This window comes from Bacillus sp. LNXM65, from assembly GCF_002998575.1.
Taxonomy (GTDB): Bacteria; Bacillota; Bacilli; order Bacillales; family Bacillaceae; genus Bacillus.
In genome coordinates this window covers 530,008-545,460 of the sequence record NZ_PVRB01000001.1, presented here as the reverse complement: position 1 = coordinate 545,460, position 15,453 = coordinate 530,008, and the positions used below count along the sequence as shown (strand labels likewise).

14 protein-coding genes are annotated in these 15,453 nt (G+C 41.6%); 8 read left to right on the top strand and 6 right to left on the bottom strand.

The features are described from left to right. The first annotated feature begins 7 nt into the window (after nt 1-7). Nucleotides 8-1,903 (top strand): PTS fructose transporter subunit IIABC, encoded by a 1,896-nt coding sequence (locus C6Y03_RS02690; protein ID WP_095285096.1) that lies wholly within the window; start codon nt 8-10, stop codon nt 1,901-1,903. Nucleotides 1,904-2,114: 211 nt separating this feature from the next. Next, nucleotides 2,115-2,687 carry a signal peptidase I gene (gene lepB / locus C6Y03_RS02685; protein WP_034663870.1) on the top strand — a complete coding sequence of 191 codons (573 nt, stop codon included), beginning with the start codon at nt 2,115-2,117 and terminating at the stop codon, nt 2,685-2,687. A gap of 65 nt (nt 2,688-2,752) precedes the next feature. On the opposite strand, the gene C6Y03_RS02680 is transcribed toward lepB, so the two are convergent. Further along, complete coding sequence (locus C6Y03_RS02680) at nt 2,753-3,028, bottom strand: hypothetical protein (RefSeq protein WP_060596158.1); 276 nt, start codon at nt 3,026-3,028, stop codon at nt 2,753-2,755. A 143-nt stretch (nt 3,029-3,171) separates the two neighbouring features. Here C6Y03_RS02680 and C6Y03_RS02675 point away from each other — a divergent pair, with 143 nt between their 5' ends. Continuing rightward, nucleotides 3,172-4,791 (top strand): ABC-F family ATP-binding cassette domain-containing protein, encoded by a 1,620-nt coding sequence (locus C6Y03_RS02675; protein ID WP_034662692.1) that lies wholly within the window; start codon nt 3,172-3,174, stop codon nt 4,789-4,791. A gap of 236 nt (nt 4,792-5,027) precedes the next feature. On the opposite strand, the gene C6Y03_RS02670 is transcribed toward C6Y03_RS02675, so the two are convergent. The 3 genes from C6Y03_RS02670 to mreBH form a co-directional block, all read right to left on the bottom strand. Continuing rightward, nucleotides 5,028-6,260, bottom strand: a complete 1,233-nt coding sequence (locus tag C6Y03_RS02670; protein WP_106038784.1) for an aminopeptidase — start codon at nt 6,258-6,260, stop codon at nt 5,028-5,030. A gap of 107 nt (nt 6,261-6,367) precedes the next feature. Next, nucleotides 6,368-6,499 (bottom strand): protein YkpC, encoded by a 132-nt coding sequence (locus C6Y03_RS19080; protein WP_003210922.1) that lies wholly within the window; start codon nt 6,497-6,499, stop codon nt 6,368-6,370. A 74-nt stretch (nt 6,500-6,573) separates the two neighbouring features. Beyond that, nucleotides 6,574-7,581 (bottom strand): rod-share determining protein MreBH, encoded by a 1,008-nt coding sequence (mreBH, locus tag C6Y03_RS02665; protein ID WP_012009812.1) that lies wholly within the window; start codon nt 7,579-7,581, stop codon nt 6,574-6,576. 271 nt (nt 7,582-7,852) lie between these two features. Between mreBH and abhA the strand changes: the two genes are divergently transcribed. The 5 genes from abhA to ade all read left to right on the top strand — a co-directional run bounded on the left by abhA (nt 7,853) and on the right by ade (nt 13,124). After that, entirely contained in the window at nt 7,853-8,131 is a 279-nt protein-coding gene (gene abhA / locus C6Y03_RS02660; RefSeq protein WP_034662686.1) for a transcriptional regulator AbhA, read from the top strand. Between the two features lie 142 nt (nt 8,132-8,273). Further along, nucleotides 8,274-9,584, top strand: coding sequence for an ATP-binding protein (locus tag C6Y03_RS02655; protein ID WP_106030784.1), 1,311 nt, complete (start codon nt 8,274-8,276; stop codon nt 9,582-9,584). A gap of 4 nt (nt 9,585-9,588) precedes the next feature. Further along, nucleotides 9,589-10,425 (top strand): gamma-glutamylcyclotransferase family protein, encoded by an 837-nt coding sequence (locus C6Y03_RS02650; RefSeq protein WP_106038783.1) that lies wholly within the window; start codon nt 9,589-9,591, stop codon nt 10,423-10,425. 37 nt (nt 10,426-10,462) lie between these two features. Beyond that, nucleotides 10,463-11,131: a potassium channel family protein gene (locus C6Y03_RS02645; protein ID WP_034662681.1), complete on the top strand. Its 669-nt coding sequence runs from the start codon at nt 10,463-10,465 to the stop codon at nt 11,129-11,131. A gap of 262 nt (nt 11,132-11,393) precedes the next feature. After that, nucleotides 11,394-13,124, top strand: a complete 1,731-nt coding sequence (ade, locus tag C6Y03_RS02640) for an adenine deaminase (protein ID WP_106038782.1) — start codon at nt 11,394-11,396, stop codon at nt 13,122-13,124. A 101-nt stretch (nt 13,125-13,225) separates the two neighbouring features. Here the strand turns inward: ade and rnjA are convergent, their stop codons facing one another. After that, a complete protein-coding gene (rnjA, locus tag C6Y03_RS02635) occupies nt 13,226-14,893 on the bottom strand; it encodes a ribonuclease J1 (RefSeq protein ID WP_012009818.1) in 1,668 nt (555 codons plus the stop codon). Between the two features lie 5 nt (nt 14,894-14,898). After that, nucleotides 14,899-15,108, bottom strand: coding sequence for a DNA-dependent RNA polymerase subunit epsilon (locus C6Y03_RS02630; protein ID WP_003211882.1), 210 nt, complete (start codon nt 15,106-15,108; stop codon nt 14,899-14,901). Nucleotides 15,109-15,453: the final 345 nt, after the last annotated feature.

Genomic DNA, 15,453 nt, shown 5'->3' with positions numbered 1-15,453 from the left:
AGTCATCATGAAAATTACAGAACTACTCACAAAGCAGACAATTAAGCTTCAATTAGACAGCCAGCAGAAAGAAGCAGTCATTGAAGAACTAGTCACTGTTTTAGATACAGCAGGCAAGCTAAATGATAAAGAGGGCTACAAAGAAGCAGTGATCAACCGTGAAAAACAGAGCTCTACTGGTATTGGCGAAGGAATTGCTATCCCTCACGCTAAAACAGCAAGTGTAAAAGAGCCTGCCATTGCATTTGGCCGCTCGACAGCTGGTGTAGATTATGAATCACTGGACGCGCAGCCGAGTCATCTTGTCTTTATGATTGCCGCAACTGAAGGCGCAAACAACACGCACTTAGAAGCACTTTCTCGTTTATCAACACTTCTCATGCGTGAAGAAATCCGAAAGCAGCTTCTTGAAGCGGCTACTGAAGATGAAATCATCGATATCATCAATACGCATGACAAGGACGATGATGAAGAAGAAGAGGAAGTTCAAGAAGAGCCGGCTGTATCAGGTAAACCAGCTAAGATTTTAGCAGTAACAGCTTGCCCAACAGGTATTGCGCATACATTTATGGCAGCAGATGCTTTGAAAGAAAAAGCAAAAGAAATGGGCATTGACATTAAAGTCGAAACAAACGGCTCTGGCGGTATTAAACACGCCCTTACGGCAAAAGAAATCGAAGAAGCACCAGCCATCATTGTGGCAGCGGACAAGCAAGTTGAAATGGAACGCTTTAAAGGCAAACATGTCATTGAAGTACCTGTGACAGCTGGAATCCGCCGTCCTCAGGAATTAATTGAAAAAGCAGTCAATCAAGATGCGCCGATTTATAAAGGCTCAGGCGGCAGTTCTTCAAAAGACGAAAATGAGTCATCTGGCAAAGGTAGAAGTGGTTTCTACAAGCACTTAATGAGTGGTGTAAGCAACATGCTTCCATTTGTTGTCGGGGGCGGTATCCTTGTTGCAATTTCATTTTTCTGGGGAATTAACTCAGCAGATCCTAAGGACCCTTCATTTAATTCATTTGCAGCTGTATTAAAAGGAATTGGCGGAGATAATGCGCTTGCCTTAATCGTTGCTGTTTTAGCCGGATTTATTGCAATGAGTATTGCAGATCGTCCAGGTTTTGCGCCAGGTATGGTCGGTGGATTTATGGCGTCGGCAGCAGGTGCAGGATTCTTAGGCGGACTAATTGCCGGTTTCCTTGCAGGTTATGTCGTTGTGCTACTTAAAAAAGTATTCACATTCGTACCGCAGTCACTCGACGGGATTAAACCGGTTCTGCTGTATCCATTGTTCGGTATTTTCTTCACAGGCATCATCATGCATTACATTGTTAACACACCGGTAAAAATGGTGATGGATGGATTAACTCACTGGCTTGAAACTTTAGGTACTGGAAACCTTGTCTTAATGGGCATTATTTTGGCAGGTATGATGGCGATTGATATGGGGGGCCCAATTAACAAAGCGGCTTACACATTCGGTCTTGCGATGATTGCTGCTGGAAACTATGCACCGCATGCTGCCATTATGGCAGGCGGAATGGTACCACCATTAGGTATTGCACTTGCTACAACAATCTTTAGAAATAAATTCTCAAAACGTGACCGAGAAGCAGGGATTACATGCTACTTCATGGGAGCTGCCTTCATCACTGAAGGGGCGATCCCGTTTGCAGCGGCTGACCCTCTGCGCGTAATTCCTTCAGCTGTTATTGGAGCAGCAGTGGCTGGCGGATTAACGGAATTCTTTAGAGTCACGCTTCCTGCGCCGCACGGCGGACTATTCGTTTTCTGGGTAACAAATCATCCGGTTCTTTATATCATCAGCATCTTAATCGGTGCCGTTGTAACAGCGATTTTACTGGGTATTTTGAAAAAACCAGTCAAACTAGAAGCGTAATTCAGAAGAGAAGCATCGTGAAGAGCGGTGCTTCTTTTTGTTTAATCATGAACAAATTAGGAAAAAATATCTAATTGAATGGTTGTCTTGTGAATTTTTAAATGACATGTGATAAAGTAAAGTTATTCAATTCACGTTTCAAGTCTTTTAGCAGAAAGTCTTAGGAGGAAGCAGTATTTTGAACGAAGAAAACAAACAAAACGAAAATGATATTCAATCTGATGCAAAGCAAGACAAAACAGAGAAGAAAAGTTCACTGTTTGAATGGATCAAAGCCATTTTAATTGCACTTGCGCTCGTCCTGCTCATCCGTACGTTTATATTTGAGCCGTATGTGGTGGAAGGAGAGTCAATGGAACCGACTCTTCATGATGGGGAAAAGCTGTTTGTCAACAAAACCATTAACTATCTAGGTGGTGTCAAACGAGGTGACATCGTGATTATTAATGGAAAAGATGGCCAGAAGATTCATTATGTAAAACGATTGATCGGCCTTCCGGGAGACACGATTGAAATGAAGGATGATACGCTTTACATTAATGGTAAAAAAGTTGATGAGCCTTATTTAAAAGAGAACAAGGCACATGCGAAAGAGTATGAAGTGCATTTAACAGGGGATTTTGGTCCAGTGAAAGTACCGAAAAACGATTACTTTGTGATGGGGGACAACAGACTCAATTCCATGGACAGCAGAAATGGACTTGGACTCATTGAAAAGGATCGGGTTGTCGGGACATCAGAATTTGTTTTCTTCCCATTTGGCGACATTCGGCAAACAAAATAAAAGCACCCTTCTCAGGTGTGTGAGAAAAGTGCTTGAATGGACGACCCTTTAAAAGAAGGGTCGTTTTAATTTGGCGTGAGCACCGTAACAATGATCACAATCGCCAACACAGAAGCGAAGACAGACCCAGTAATGGCTAAAACGGACCGAAACAATCCGACCTTTTGATTTTCTTTCCCTCGCTTTTGTAAAAAGCGTTTCGAAAAGATGTGTACCAGTGTGTAAATAAGCACAAGCCCAATATAAAGGCCAAAATCCCTCGCATTAAAGCCTGTTGCAGATAAATAAATACCCATAAAGAAAATCAATAAACAGTATTCCATAAGTGTAAGTAATCTCAAATCGCACGAACTCCTTCAATAAATCATTCCCATTTATTATACCATAATGGACAAATTGCCTTCGTTCTTAGCGAGAGACGTTTCTATCAAACGTTATTCATGTTATACTTCATAATGATGAATGAGTGATGGAGGATTAATAAATGATTGCAGTAAATAATGTTAGTTTGCGTTTTGCTGATCGTAAACTATTTGAAGAAGTAAATATTAAATTCACTCCTGGCAACTGCTACGGTCTAATTGGTGCCAATGGAGCTGGTAAATCAACGTTTCTAAAGATTCTTTCAGGTGAAATTGAAGCTCAGACGGGCGATGTTCATATGAGCCCTGGTGAGCGTTTAGCGATTTTAAAACAGAACCATTTTGAATACGAAGAATTTGAAGTATTAAAAGTCGTCATGATGGGTCACAAACGTCTATATGATGTGATGCAGGAGAAAGATGCGATCTATATGAAACCTGATTTCTCAGATGAAGACGGGATTCGTGCAGCAGAGCTTGAAGGTGAGTTCGCTGAGTTAAACGGCTGGGAAGCAGAAAGTGAAGCAGCGATCTTATTAAAAGGTCTTGGCATTCCAGAGAGCCTTCAATCGAAGAAAATGTCTGAGCTTGGTGGTTCTGAAAAGGTAAAAGTACTACTAGCCCAAGCTTTATTTGGTAAGCCTGACGTTCTTCTTCTTGATGAGCCAACGAACCACTTGGACTTACAAGCAATCCAGTGGCTGGAAGAGTTCCTCATTAATTTTGAAAATACCGTGATTGTCGTTTCGCATGACCGTCATTTCTTAAACAAAGTATGTACACATATTGCGGACCTAGACTTTGGAAAAATTCAAGTATATGTCGGTAACTATGATTTCTGGTATGAGTCCAGCCAGCTAGCGCTAAAGCTCAGCCAAGATGCGAATAAGAAAAAAGAAGAACAAATTAAGCAGCTTCAAGAGTTCGTTGCCCGGTTCAGTGCGAACGCTTCTAAATCGAAGCAAGCGACCTCAAGAAAGAAATTGCTTGATAAAATCTCTTTAGACGACATTAAGCCATCTTCACGTAAATATCCGTACGTTCATTTTGCGCCAGAGCGCGAAATTGGAAATGATGTCCTTCAAGTAGAAGGTCTATCGAAAACAATTGATGGTGTGAAAGTACTTGATAACGTCAGCTTTATCATGAATCGCGAGGATAAAATTGCGTTCTTAAGCCGTAATGAGCTTGCTGTATCCACTTTATTTAAAATTCTTGCTGGTGAGATGGAGCCAGACAGCGGGACGTTTAAATGGGGCGTTACAACATCTCAAGCCTTTTTCCCGAAAGACAATAGTGAATACTTTGAAGGAAACGATGTCGATCTAGTGGATTGGCTTCGTCAATATTCTCCTAATGATCAAAGTGAAAGCTTCTTACGCGGGTTCTTAGGACGTATGCTTTTCTCTGGGGAAGAAGTAAAGAAAAAAGCAAGCGTCTTATCAGGAGGAGAGAAGGTTCGTTGTATGTTATCGAAAATGATGCTGTCAGGAGCGAATGTTCTGCTGCTGGATGAGCCGACGAACCACTTGGATCTAGAATCCATTACAGCGCTGAATAACGGTTTAATGAGCTTTAAAGGAGCTATGCTCTTCTCATCTCATGACCATCAGTTTGTTGAAACAGTGGCAAACCGTATCATCGAAGTGACGCCAAATGGCATCGTCGATAAACAAACAACATATGATGAGTTCTTATCAGATCAAGACATTCAAAAGAGACTCGATGAGCTTTATGCATAAATAAGCAAAGACATCCAAAAGTGGATGTCTCAGCGTGTAGACAAACCCTCGCATTCGTTGTCAGTCCTGCGTGCCGGTGCTCACGAATGTCAAATTCGCTCCGCTCCGGTACTCGTCCTTCCTAGACTGCAAAGGTTTTCTATCACGCTGAAAAGAAGACAAAAGGCTAAAATGAAGATCATTTTAGCCCTTTGTCAACAATCTGAGACATCCATAAGTGGATGTCTTTTTTTCGATTAAATCGCCCAGTTTCCATTACGGAAGATCGGTTCGCGTTTCCCGTCTTTTGTAATCCCGTCAATATTCATTTCCTTTGAACCAATCATGAAATCGACGTGTGTAATACTGTTGTTCACACCAGCTGCATCCAATTCTTCACGATTCATCTCTTTTCCGCCTTCGATATTGAACGCATACCCGCTGCCGATGGCAAGGTGGTTCGATGCATTTTCATCATAAAGGGTATTGTAATAGAGAATATTCGAGTTTGAGATTGGTGAATCGTCTGGTACGAGAGCAACCTCACCTAGATAATGGGAGCCTTCATCTGTTTCAACGAGCGAAGTTAAAATGTCTTCGCCTTCCTTCGCTTTCACATTGACAATTCGTCCATTTTCAAATGTTAATGTAAATTCATCAATGATATTTCCTGCATAACTGAGCGGTTTTGTGCTTGAGACAGTCCCATTTACACCGTCTTTTTTAGGTACGGTAAATACTTCTTCTGTCGGCATGTTGGCCATGAAAGAGACGCCGCGCTCACTCACGCTGCCGGCACCTACCCAAATGTGCTGTTCTGGGAGCTCAATCGTTAAATTTGTGCCAGGAGCATCATAATGAAGCTTGTGGTAGTGGCGCTCATTTAGTATTTTGACCTTTTCATTTAGTGACTCATCGTGCTTTTTCCAAGCCTCAACAGGATCTGCTTGATCAGCGCGAGCGACTTTAAAGATTTGATCCCATAATAACGCGACAGCTTCTTCATCTGTATGGTCAGGGAAAATCTTTTTCGCCCATTCTTTTGATGCAGCGCCTACGACCGTCCAAGCAACTTTGTCTGATTGAACGTATTGGCGATATGTATGAAGGGCTGATCCAGCGGCCTTTTGCTGTGCAGCGATTTTTTTCGAATCAATGCCTCGCAGAAGGTCAGGGCTTTCTGACAAGATCGTGATAAAAGCGCCGCCGCGTTTTGCGATGGTTTCCATCATCTGAGCTTCCCATTCTGGGAATTGGTCAAACACATCCTGCGGTGCATGTTCATATTTTAAACGGGCAAGAACACCATCACTCCAGCGGATATGTACGTTTTTCGCCCCGCGCTCATACGCATGTTTCGCGACAAGACGAACAAGGTCTGCAGATTCAGTAGATGCAGATACGACGACTTCTTGTCCTTTTTGAACATTCACACCGACTTCAACGATGGTCTTAGCATATTGATCTAGTTGTTTTTCAAATGAACTCATAAAAAACCCTCCTTTAGTCATGTTCATCATATCAGATTTAAGACCGAAAAGGAAAATGGGGAGCACGTTTCAAGCCAAAATAAAAAAGCCGCTTTCATGCGGCTTTTTTAGCGGTTCAGTTGTTTCACAGGCTGTGCATTAGAAGGGGGCATATGTGAAAACGACAGGCTCATTCCTCCTAAAATAATACCCGTTAAAATGACTGTGACAACGACCCGTTTACCTAAATCAAGCAACATGTTCTTCCTCCTTCACGTTTATCCATTTCTCAAGATATGATCGAAATGATAAAAAAAGAAGTAGAACAAGAAGATTATTTTAATGTTTTTTGCAATTTATGAATGACTTCTAGTGAACGACCTGTTCCGATTGCGACAGATTCAAGTGGATTTGCTGCAATATGAACTGGAACGACAATCTCCTGTGAGAGCCATTCTTGAATCCCATTTAACAAAGCGCCGCCGCCAGTTAAGATCACGCCGCGGTCTACAATGTCACCACTAAGCTCTGGAGGGCTGTCCTCTAATGTGGCACGAATCGCCTCTAAAATATGAAGAAGTGATTCTCGCATGGCACCTTGAATTTCATGAGATTCAAGTGTGATCGTTTTTGGAAGACCTGTCACCAGATCACGTCCACGTACTTCTAATGATTCCGGCTCATGCTCAATGAGACCATAACCAATTTCCATTTTAACCTGCTCGGCTGTCCGCTCGCCGATTAATAGATTATATTTCTTTCGGACAAACGTAATGATATCTTCATCCAGCTGATCTCCGCCAATTCGAATGGAATGACAAGAGACAACGCCGCCAAACGAAATGATGGCAACTTCCGTTGTTCCTCCGCCAATATCGACCACGACGTTTGCAACAGGCTCATCTACCGGGAGATCAGCGCCGATTGCGGCTGCAACAGGTTCTTCTATTAAATGCACGTGCTTTGCTCCGCAGTTTTTCACAGCATCGCTGATGGCACGACGTTCAACAGCTGTTGAACCAGAAGGTGTACATACCACGACCGTTGGTTTTCTGAAGGTAAACCCGATATTTTTCCCTGCTTTTTTCATGATTTGTTTGAGTAAATCTGTTGTCATATCATAATCAGCGATGACACCGTCTTTCATCGGACGGATCGCCACAATTTTACCAGGTGTTTTCCCAATCATTTCTTTTGCTTCTGTTCCGACGGCAAGTACAGTTTTTGTTTCTGTATCGACTGCCACGACGGACGGTTCATTTAAAATAATTCCCTTATTTTTACTATAAACCAATATGTTAGCTGTTCCTAAATCAATTCCAATTTCGGCATTTTGAAACATGTTTTCACCCAATCTCTATTTTTGCTGTTTTAAACAATTTTACATTTAAAAGTTCAGAGGGTTGATGTCATTTGTGGGGGTTTGTGATGACCTTGAAATGAACTTGTAAAATTCAAGTATCATTTTGACAATCACAATAAATTTTCCCTTTGTTTTTTCTTTTATGAAAAAAATTTTTATAGAGGAGAAACCTTTTGAGAATCTCTTACGTCTACGATATATCAATTGGTGCAAATTGATCTTGAGCTAATGAAAGAAAGAGGGAACGAAATTGAAATCTATCGGAGTCGTAAGAAAAGTAGACGAACTAGGGCGTATTGTGATGCCAATCGAATTAAGAAGAGCACTTGATATTGCTATTAAAGACAGTATGGAATTTTTTATAGATGGGGAGAAAATCGTCTTGAAAAAATACCAGCCAGAGGGCGTTTGCCTCATGACTGGTGAGATTACATCGGAGAACCATGATTATGGAAATGGTCAAATTACATTAAGCGCTGAAGGCGCAGAACTACTGTTAAAAGAGCTGCAAGAAGCTCTTCAGCAGTAATTAAAATAGCCTGCTCTCTTCCTTTGTGCTGAGAACAGGCTTTTTTTCTGAAAAAGTTCCTTAAAAATGCCCCATCTCCCTCAAAAAATAAGTGGAAAATGGTACAATTGACAAAGAATCTCAGGGCGGCAGGTGGAATCATTTGAACAAAACATATCAAGTGCGGATCGTGTTATCTGTTCTTGCATTTATTTTAATCTTAAGCTGGGATTTCTTTTATTATCTAGGCGGCTATCAAATTAATTGGCCGCTCGATCTAGCCTTTACAGTCTTGGTTTTAACAGGGATCTGGGTTGTCTCAGGCTATGTAGACCGCTTAAACCTACTTGTGTCAGACTTAAATACGAGAGAGAAAGAAGCACACGAACTGACAGAGCGGCTGAATCGAATCACAGATAACTTGCAAGAAATCGTCTTTGAAACAAACGAAAAAGGTGAAATTATTTTCTTAAATCAAGCATGGACACAAATGACAGGCTATGACATAGAGGAATGTCTAGGCACGATGTACAATCAGTACTTTGATCAAGAGGAGCGCGTGGTCCAGCATTTGTTATCTGTGATCAAGGAACATAAGGATGCGGGGCGGGTAGAACTGCAGCTTCTCCATAAAGAGGGAAAGAAGGTATGGGGAGACGTTCATTACAAGCTCTATTTTGATGAGCATCACCAGTTTACTGGAGGGATTGGAACGGTTGCTGATATTACGAAACAAAAGCAGGCAAAGCTTGAGCTTGAAAGATCCAATCAGCAATTGCAAATGCAGGCGCAAAAGCTGGCTGTTGCAGGACAAATAGCCGCTGGAATCGCGCATGAAGTCAGAAATCCACTGACATCAGTAAATGGCTTTTTGCAGCTGATGAAAACACAATATCCTGAAAGAACCGATTATTTTGACATTATCTTTTCCGAAATTAAACGGATTGATTTTGTTTTAAGTGAGCTGCTTGTATTGGCTAAGCCTCAAGCGGTCCATTTTCAAGAAGTCCAGCTTCATGAGCTCCTAGAACAGGTGATTACCTTATTAAAAACAAATGCCGTTCTTTCAAATATTGATCTCAAACAGCCATTTAAAAAGCAGGATGCCGGTGCAATCCTAGCAGACGCTAACCAAATGAAGCAGCTGTTCATTAATTTAATTAAAAATGCGATTGAGGCAATGCCAGAAGGTGGCAGCATATACATATCTACAGAAAAAGTATTGAATGAATGGAAGATTACCATTCAAGATGAAGGAAATGGGATGTCTGAAGAGGATATTCAAAAAATATATGATCCTTTCTTTTCAACGAAAAAAGAAGGGACAGGGCTTGGTTTGACCATCTGTGCGACGATTTTAAAAGATCATCAAGGAAGAATGGACGTATCCAGTGAGCTTGGAAAAGGCACAGCTTTTCAAATCTATTTGCCTGTGTGTCAAAAAAGCAGACAGCAGCAAGTTGAGAGGACGTGAAGTCATGACGATGAAAGCTTTATTTGTATATGGGACGTTATTGCAGCATGAAGAGCACCACGAAGCGTACATGAAGGAAAGCAGGCTATTAGCTAAATCAGCTTGGATGAGTGGAAGGATCTACGATACAGGTCAAGGATATCCAGCGTGCGTCCACTCAGAAAAAGGCACTGTATACGGGGAATTGTACGAGGTGACCGCTGACACGTTGAATAAGATAGACGTACTAGAGGAAGGGTATGACAAGCAGGAAATCAATGTCATGATGGATCAAGGTCAGGTAGCAGCCATGACATACACTTTGCCAGAGCAGAAGGCATCAGCGCTGAAAGCAATAAAGAGAGGGAGCTGGAAAGCTTATAGACTGTGGCAGCAGAAGCCGTCATCCTTCTATTATTTTGCCTATGGCTCCTGTATGGATGATGCAAGATTTAAGCTGGCAGAAGTCGATCATCACTTCAAACAAATCATCGGCGGAGGAGTACTAAGCGGTTTTACCACGAGATTTACATTGGTGAGGCCAGATGGATCAAGAGCTGATATGGTAGAAGACGGCGGCGAAACAGAGGGTGTTTTATATGAAGTTCCTTTTGATGCCATTCGTTATTTGTATAAACGAGAAGGAGTATATGAAGGTACATATCGTCCAGCTTTTGTCGATGTCAAAATAGGTGATCAAATTTATGAGAACTGTTTAACCTTTCTTGTGCTTCAAAAGAGCGAAGAAATCGCTCCGCCAGCTCATTATCGCAGTGAAATTGAAAAAGGAGCAGACCTTTACTTAAGTGAAGCGTTCCGTAAAAAAATTCGTTCGCATATGGATTCATTAATCAAACCGTAGTAAAATGCATGTTAAGTGAGATAAAAGGAGTCTGAACATGAAAAAGGAATATGCAGTCATTGGTCTTGGACGCTTTGGCGGAAGTATTTGCAAGGCGCTGAGCGAAGAAGGACTTGAAGTCATGGCCATGGATATGAATGAAGATCGAGTGAACGAATACGCGAAAATTGCCTCACACGCGGTCATTGGCGATTCGACCGACGAATCCGTTTTAAAAAATCTTGGTATTCGTAATTTTGATCATGTCATCGTTGCAATTGGCGAAAACATTCAGGCAAGTATTTTAACAACGATTATGCTGAAAGAGCTTGGCGTCAAAATGGTCACCGTGAAAGCGCAAAATGACTACCATGAAAAGGTGCTCAACAAAATTGGAGCGGATCGCATCGTTCATCCAGAGCGAGATATGGGCAGACGGATTGCACATAAAATTATTTCAAATAACGTGCTCGATTACCTCGAGCTGTCAGATGAGTACAGCCTGATTGAGATTGTTGCAAACAACAGGCTTGCGGGGCATTCTCTTTTAGATCTTGATATTCGGGCAAGATACGGCATCAACATTGTGGCGATTAAGCGCGGAAAAGAAGTCATCGTTTCCCCTCTGGCAGATGAAATGATTCAAAAAGAAGATATTCTTATTGTCATAGGGGCAGTAGCCGATATAGGACGCTTTGAAAAACGAGAAATGCAGAACGATTATTAAACACTCCGATGACGGGGTGTTTTTTTATATGAATGTGTACATGACAGGTGGACATTGAGACGGAAATCGACACTGAAAAGGGTTGCTTTGTTCATGTATAACCTCAAAAATGAGTCATCATATTTTTCGTGCAATTATCACTATTCAGAAATAAAAAACAGTGTTTTGATATGGTTGATTTTCTCTAAATGTCATTGACTGGGCAAACAGATTCGTTTACGATAAGAAACATTATATTGTTTACTTGGAGGAGGCAGTGTCGTTGGATAAGGAGCTTTTCAGACATCAAATTGAGGTAGCAGCAAAGAGAAAAAAAGCAGCCCTCGTGATTAAACATGCGAAAGTCATGGATGTGTTTAACCAGGAATGGATAGACGCTGATGTCGCTGTTGAAAATGGACAAATAGTCGGGATAGGGGAGTACGAGGGAGAACAGGAGCTGGATGCAGCAGGTCAAATGCTTGTACCTGGTTTTATTGATGGCCACGTTCATATCGAGTCTTCTATGGTTACCCCTGCTGAATTCTCCAAAGCTGTCGTTCCGCGCGGTGTGACAACTGTCGTAACAGACCCGCATGAAATTGCCAATGTGTCAGGTATAACAGGCATACGTTTTATGCTGGAAGAAGCGAGAAAAGCTGCCTTACATATTTATTTCATGCTGCCATCCTGTGTACCGGCAGTCAGTTTTGAACGATCAGGTGCTATATTAAAAGCGAAAGATTTAAAGCCCCTTTATCAAGAGAAGGAAGTGCTTGGTCTTGCTGAGGTGATGGACTATGTCGGTGTGGAGCAGGCAGAAGAAGATATGCTTCAAAAGCTGCTTGATGCTCAAAACGAGAATAAATTAATTGATGGCCATCTAGCAGGCTTAACAGACCGATTAATAAACGTCTACCGGACGGCCAATGTCCAAACAGACCATGAGGTGACAACAGCAGAGGAAGCCCTTGAACGTGTGAAAAGGGGCATGTATGTCATGCTGAGAGAGGGATCTGTTGCCAAAAACGTGAAAAACGTTTTACCTGCTGTGAATGAGAAGAATGCGAGACGTTTTTTCTTTTGTACAGATGATAAACATTTAGATGATTTAATGGCGCAGGGAAGTATTGATGAGCAAGTACGGATGTCCATAAAAGCAGGCTTAGATCCATTTTTAGCCTATCAAATGGGAAGCTTAAATGCCGCAGAGTGTTTTGGTCTTAATACAAAGGGAGCCATTGCACCAGGCTATGATGCTGATTTTATGCTCGTTTCAGACCTTCATCATGTAGACATCTCAAGCGTATTTATTGCGGGAGAATTGGTTGCGCAGCATGGAGAGTACAAACCGAGTGTCGAAAAGATCGCACCGAGCCCAGCATTATTACAATCTGTTCATGCAGTAGACGTTCAAGAGCAAGATATTGCACTGCCTATCACAGACGATCAAAAAATGAATGTCATCCGTATTATTCCGAATCAGCTTGAAACAAAATTAGAACAAGTCTCTCCTTCAGAAACGAACGGACAATTTACAAGTGATACAGACAGAGATGTATTAAAAATGGTGCTTGTCGAACGTCATCAAGGTTTATCTGAAATGGGGGTAGGGATTGTCAGCGGCTTCGGCATCAAACAGGGTGCGATTGCAACAACGGTTGCACATGATTCACATAACTTAATTGCAGTTGGCACAAATGATGCCGATATTATTAAAGCGATTGAGGCGTTAAAAGAAGCAGGCGGCGGTTTGACCGTTGTCAAAGAAGGCCAGTCTCTTCATACGCTGCCACTACCGATCTCCGGTTTATTGTCAGATCAGCCGGCACATCTCGTCAATGAAAGCCTCCATGAACTCCATGAAGCACTAAAAGAAACTGGTTTTTCCTTAGACTTTAATCCGTTTTTGACGCTGTCCTTCTTGGCACTTCCAGTCATTCCTGATGTGAAAATGACGACAAAGGGCTTGTTTGATGTCAGAAGCTTTCAGCACCTCCCAATTCAATCATAAAAGAATGAGAAACTGCATGTATACCTTGTATATGTGCGGTTTTTTTCAATGCTTGATGAAAAAAAGAGACACAGCCAGTCGGCTCGTGTCTCTTTTTGTTATTACACTTCCATAATAATCGGTAAGATCATTGGGCGGCGCCTTGTTTTTTCATAAAGGAAAGGTGCAAGTGTGTCCGTAATTTCGTTCTTAATTTCCGACCACTGAGTTGTCTTACGTTCCATTACTTTTTCAAGATGCTTTGAAATCAAATCTTGTGCGTCGTTGATGAGGTCTCCAGATTCTCTCATGTAGACAAAGCCTCTTGAGATGAGATCAGGACCAGCAGAGATTTTGAATTCTTTCATGTCCATGCTGACGACCACAATGACAAGACCTTCTTCTGAAAGAATGCGGCGGTCTCTTAAGACGATATTCCCGATATCGCCAATTCCGCTACCGTCGATATACACGTTACCTGATGGAATTTTGCCAGCGACACTTGCTTCGTCACCTTTTAGTGCAAGAACTTCACCGTTATCCATGATAAAGCAGTTTTCCTCAGGAATTCCGCAATCATTCGCAAGTTTAATATGCGTTTTTTGCATGCGGTATTCACCGTGAATCGGCATAAAGAATTTTGGTTTAATTAAACGGAGCATCAGCTTTTGTTCTTCTTGTCCGCCGTGACCAGATGTATGAATATTATTGAGTGAGCCATGAATGACCTCAGCGCCAGCACGATAAAGCTGGTTAATGGTGCGGCTTACGCTAATATTGTTACCCGGAATCGGTGAAGATGAGAAGACAACAGTGTCTCCAGGATTAATCGAAATCTGGCGGTGAGTGCCGTTTGCAATACGTGAAAGAGCAGCCATCGGTTCACCTTGGCTCCCAGTACAAAGAATGGTCACTTTGTTTGCTGGTAGACGGTTGATTTCATTATGTTCAATAAACGTGTTTTTCGGACATTTAATGTAGCCAAGATCTTGTCCAATATCAATGGCAGACTCCATACTGCGTCCAAACACAGCAACTTTTCGGCCGTTGGCAACAGCGGACTCAATGACTTGCTGAAGTCTGTGAATGTTTGAAGCAAACGTAGCAAAGATGATACGTCCGTCGACTTTTCTAAAGATGTCATCAATGCTTTCGCCTACGCGTCTTTCAGACATTGTAAATTCTGGAATTTCACTGTTTGTACTATCGGATAAAAGACATAGAACGCCTTCTTTCCCGATTTCAGCCATTTTTGTTAAGTTGGCAGGCTCGCCAACAGGCGTAAAGTCAAACTTGAAATCACCTGTATGTACGATGTTACCAGGAGGTGTCTTCACGACAATTCCATAAGAATCTGGAATACTGTGTGTTGTTCTAAAGAAAGACACAGCTGTTTTTCTAAATTTAATGGTATCTTCTTCTTCAAAAATGTGAAGTTTTGTTTGTCTCAAGAGACCGTGCTCTTCCAATTTATTACGAAGTAGGCCGATTGCGAGTTTGCCGCCGTAAACTGGAATATTCACTTGCTTGAGAAGGTAAGGGATACCGCCGATGTGGTCTTCATGTCCGTGAGTGATGAAAAGACCTTTGATTTTATCTTCGTTTTTAACTAAGTACGTATAGTCAGGGATGACGTAGTCAATTCCAAGAAGCTCATCTTCAGGGAACTTAATACCAGCATCAATTAAAATGATTTCATCTTGAAATTGAACGCCATACGTGTTTTTACCGATCTCGCCTAAACCGCCGAGCGCAAAAACTGCCGCCTGATCGTTTTTAACAAATTTCATTCCTCTCATAGCTCCAATACTTTAAAATTTTCACTTTCTCGTTCATAGTCTAAAAAAGCACCGTCTACAGGCTGAATGAATTCAATGTTGTAGCTATGTTTTTTCAACTTATCGCGTACGTCTCTTTCAGAAACCGCTTCAACGTATAGTGAATCTGTGTGTTCTCTTACAGGTACCTCAGTAGTACTTGCCTGAAAAAATACCTTATATATCATCCAAATCTCTCCTTAAATACCGTATGTTACACTCGCTAATTCTATTATATTAAAAAAACGCGCATAAGAAAAGTCTCTGAGAAAAAAGGACCTTCGGCAAATGTGCGGAAGATCCTTTTAAGCGATCGATTTTTTACGAAGCATGTCCTTCCATTGTCTTCTAATTTTCTTGCGCAGACGACGAAGCATCACAGGTCGCCTCCTTTCGGTTTGAAGTCAGATTAGACCATGTATTCCGTTCTCTCTTTATACTTGTATTATATGACGATTCCATTGAATGTTACATGGTTATATGTGGGAAATAGGCGTTTTCATAGGAAGTGGTTTCGAAAGAGGAAATCTTTC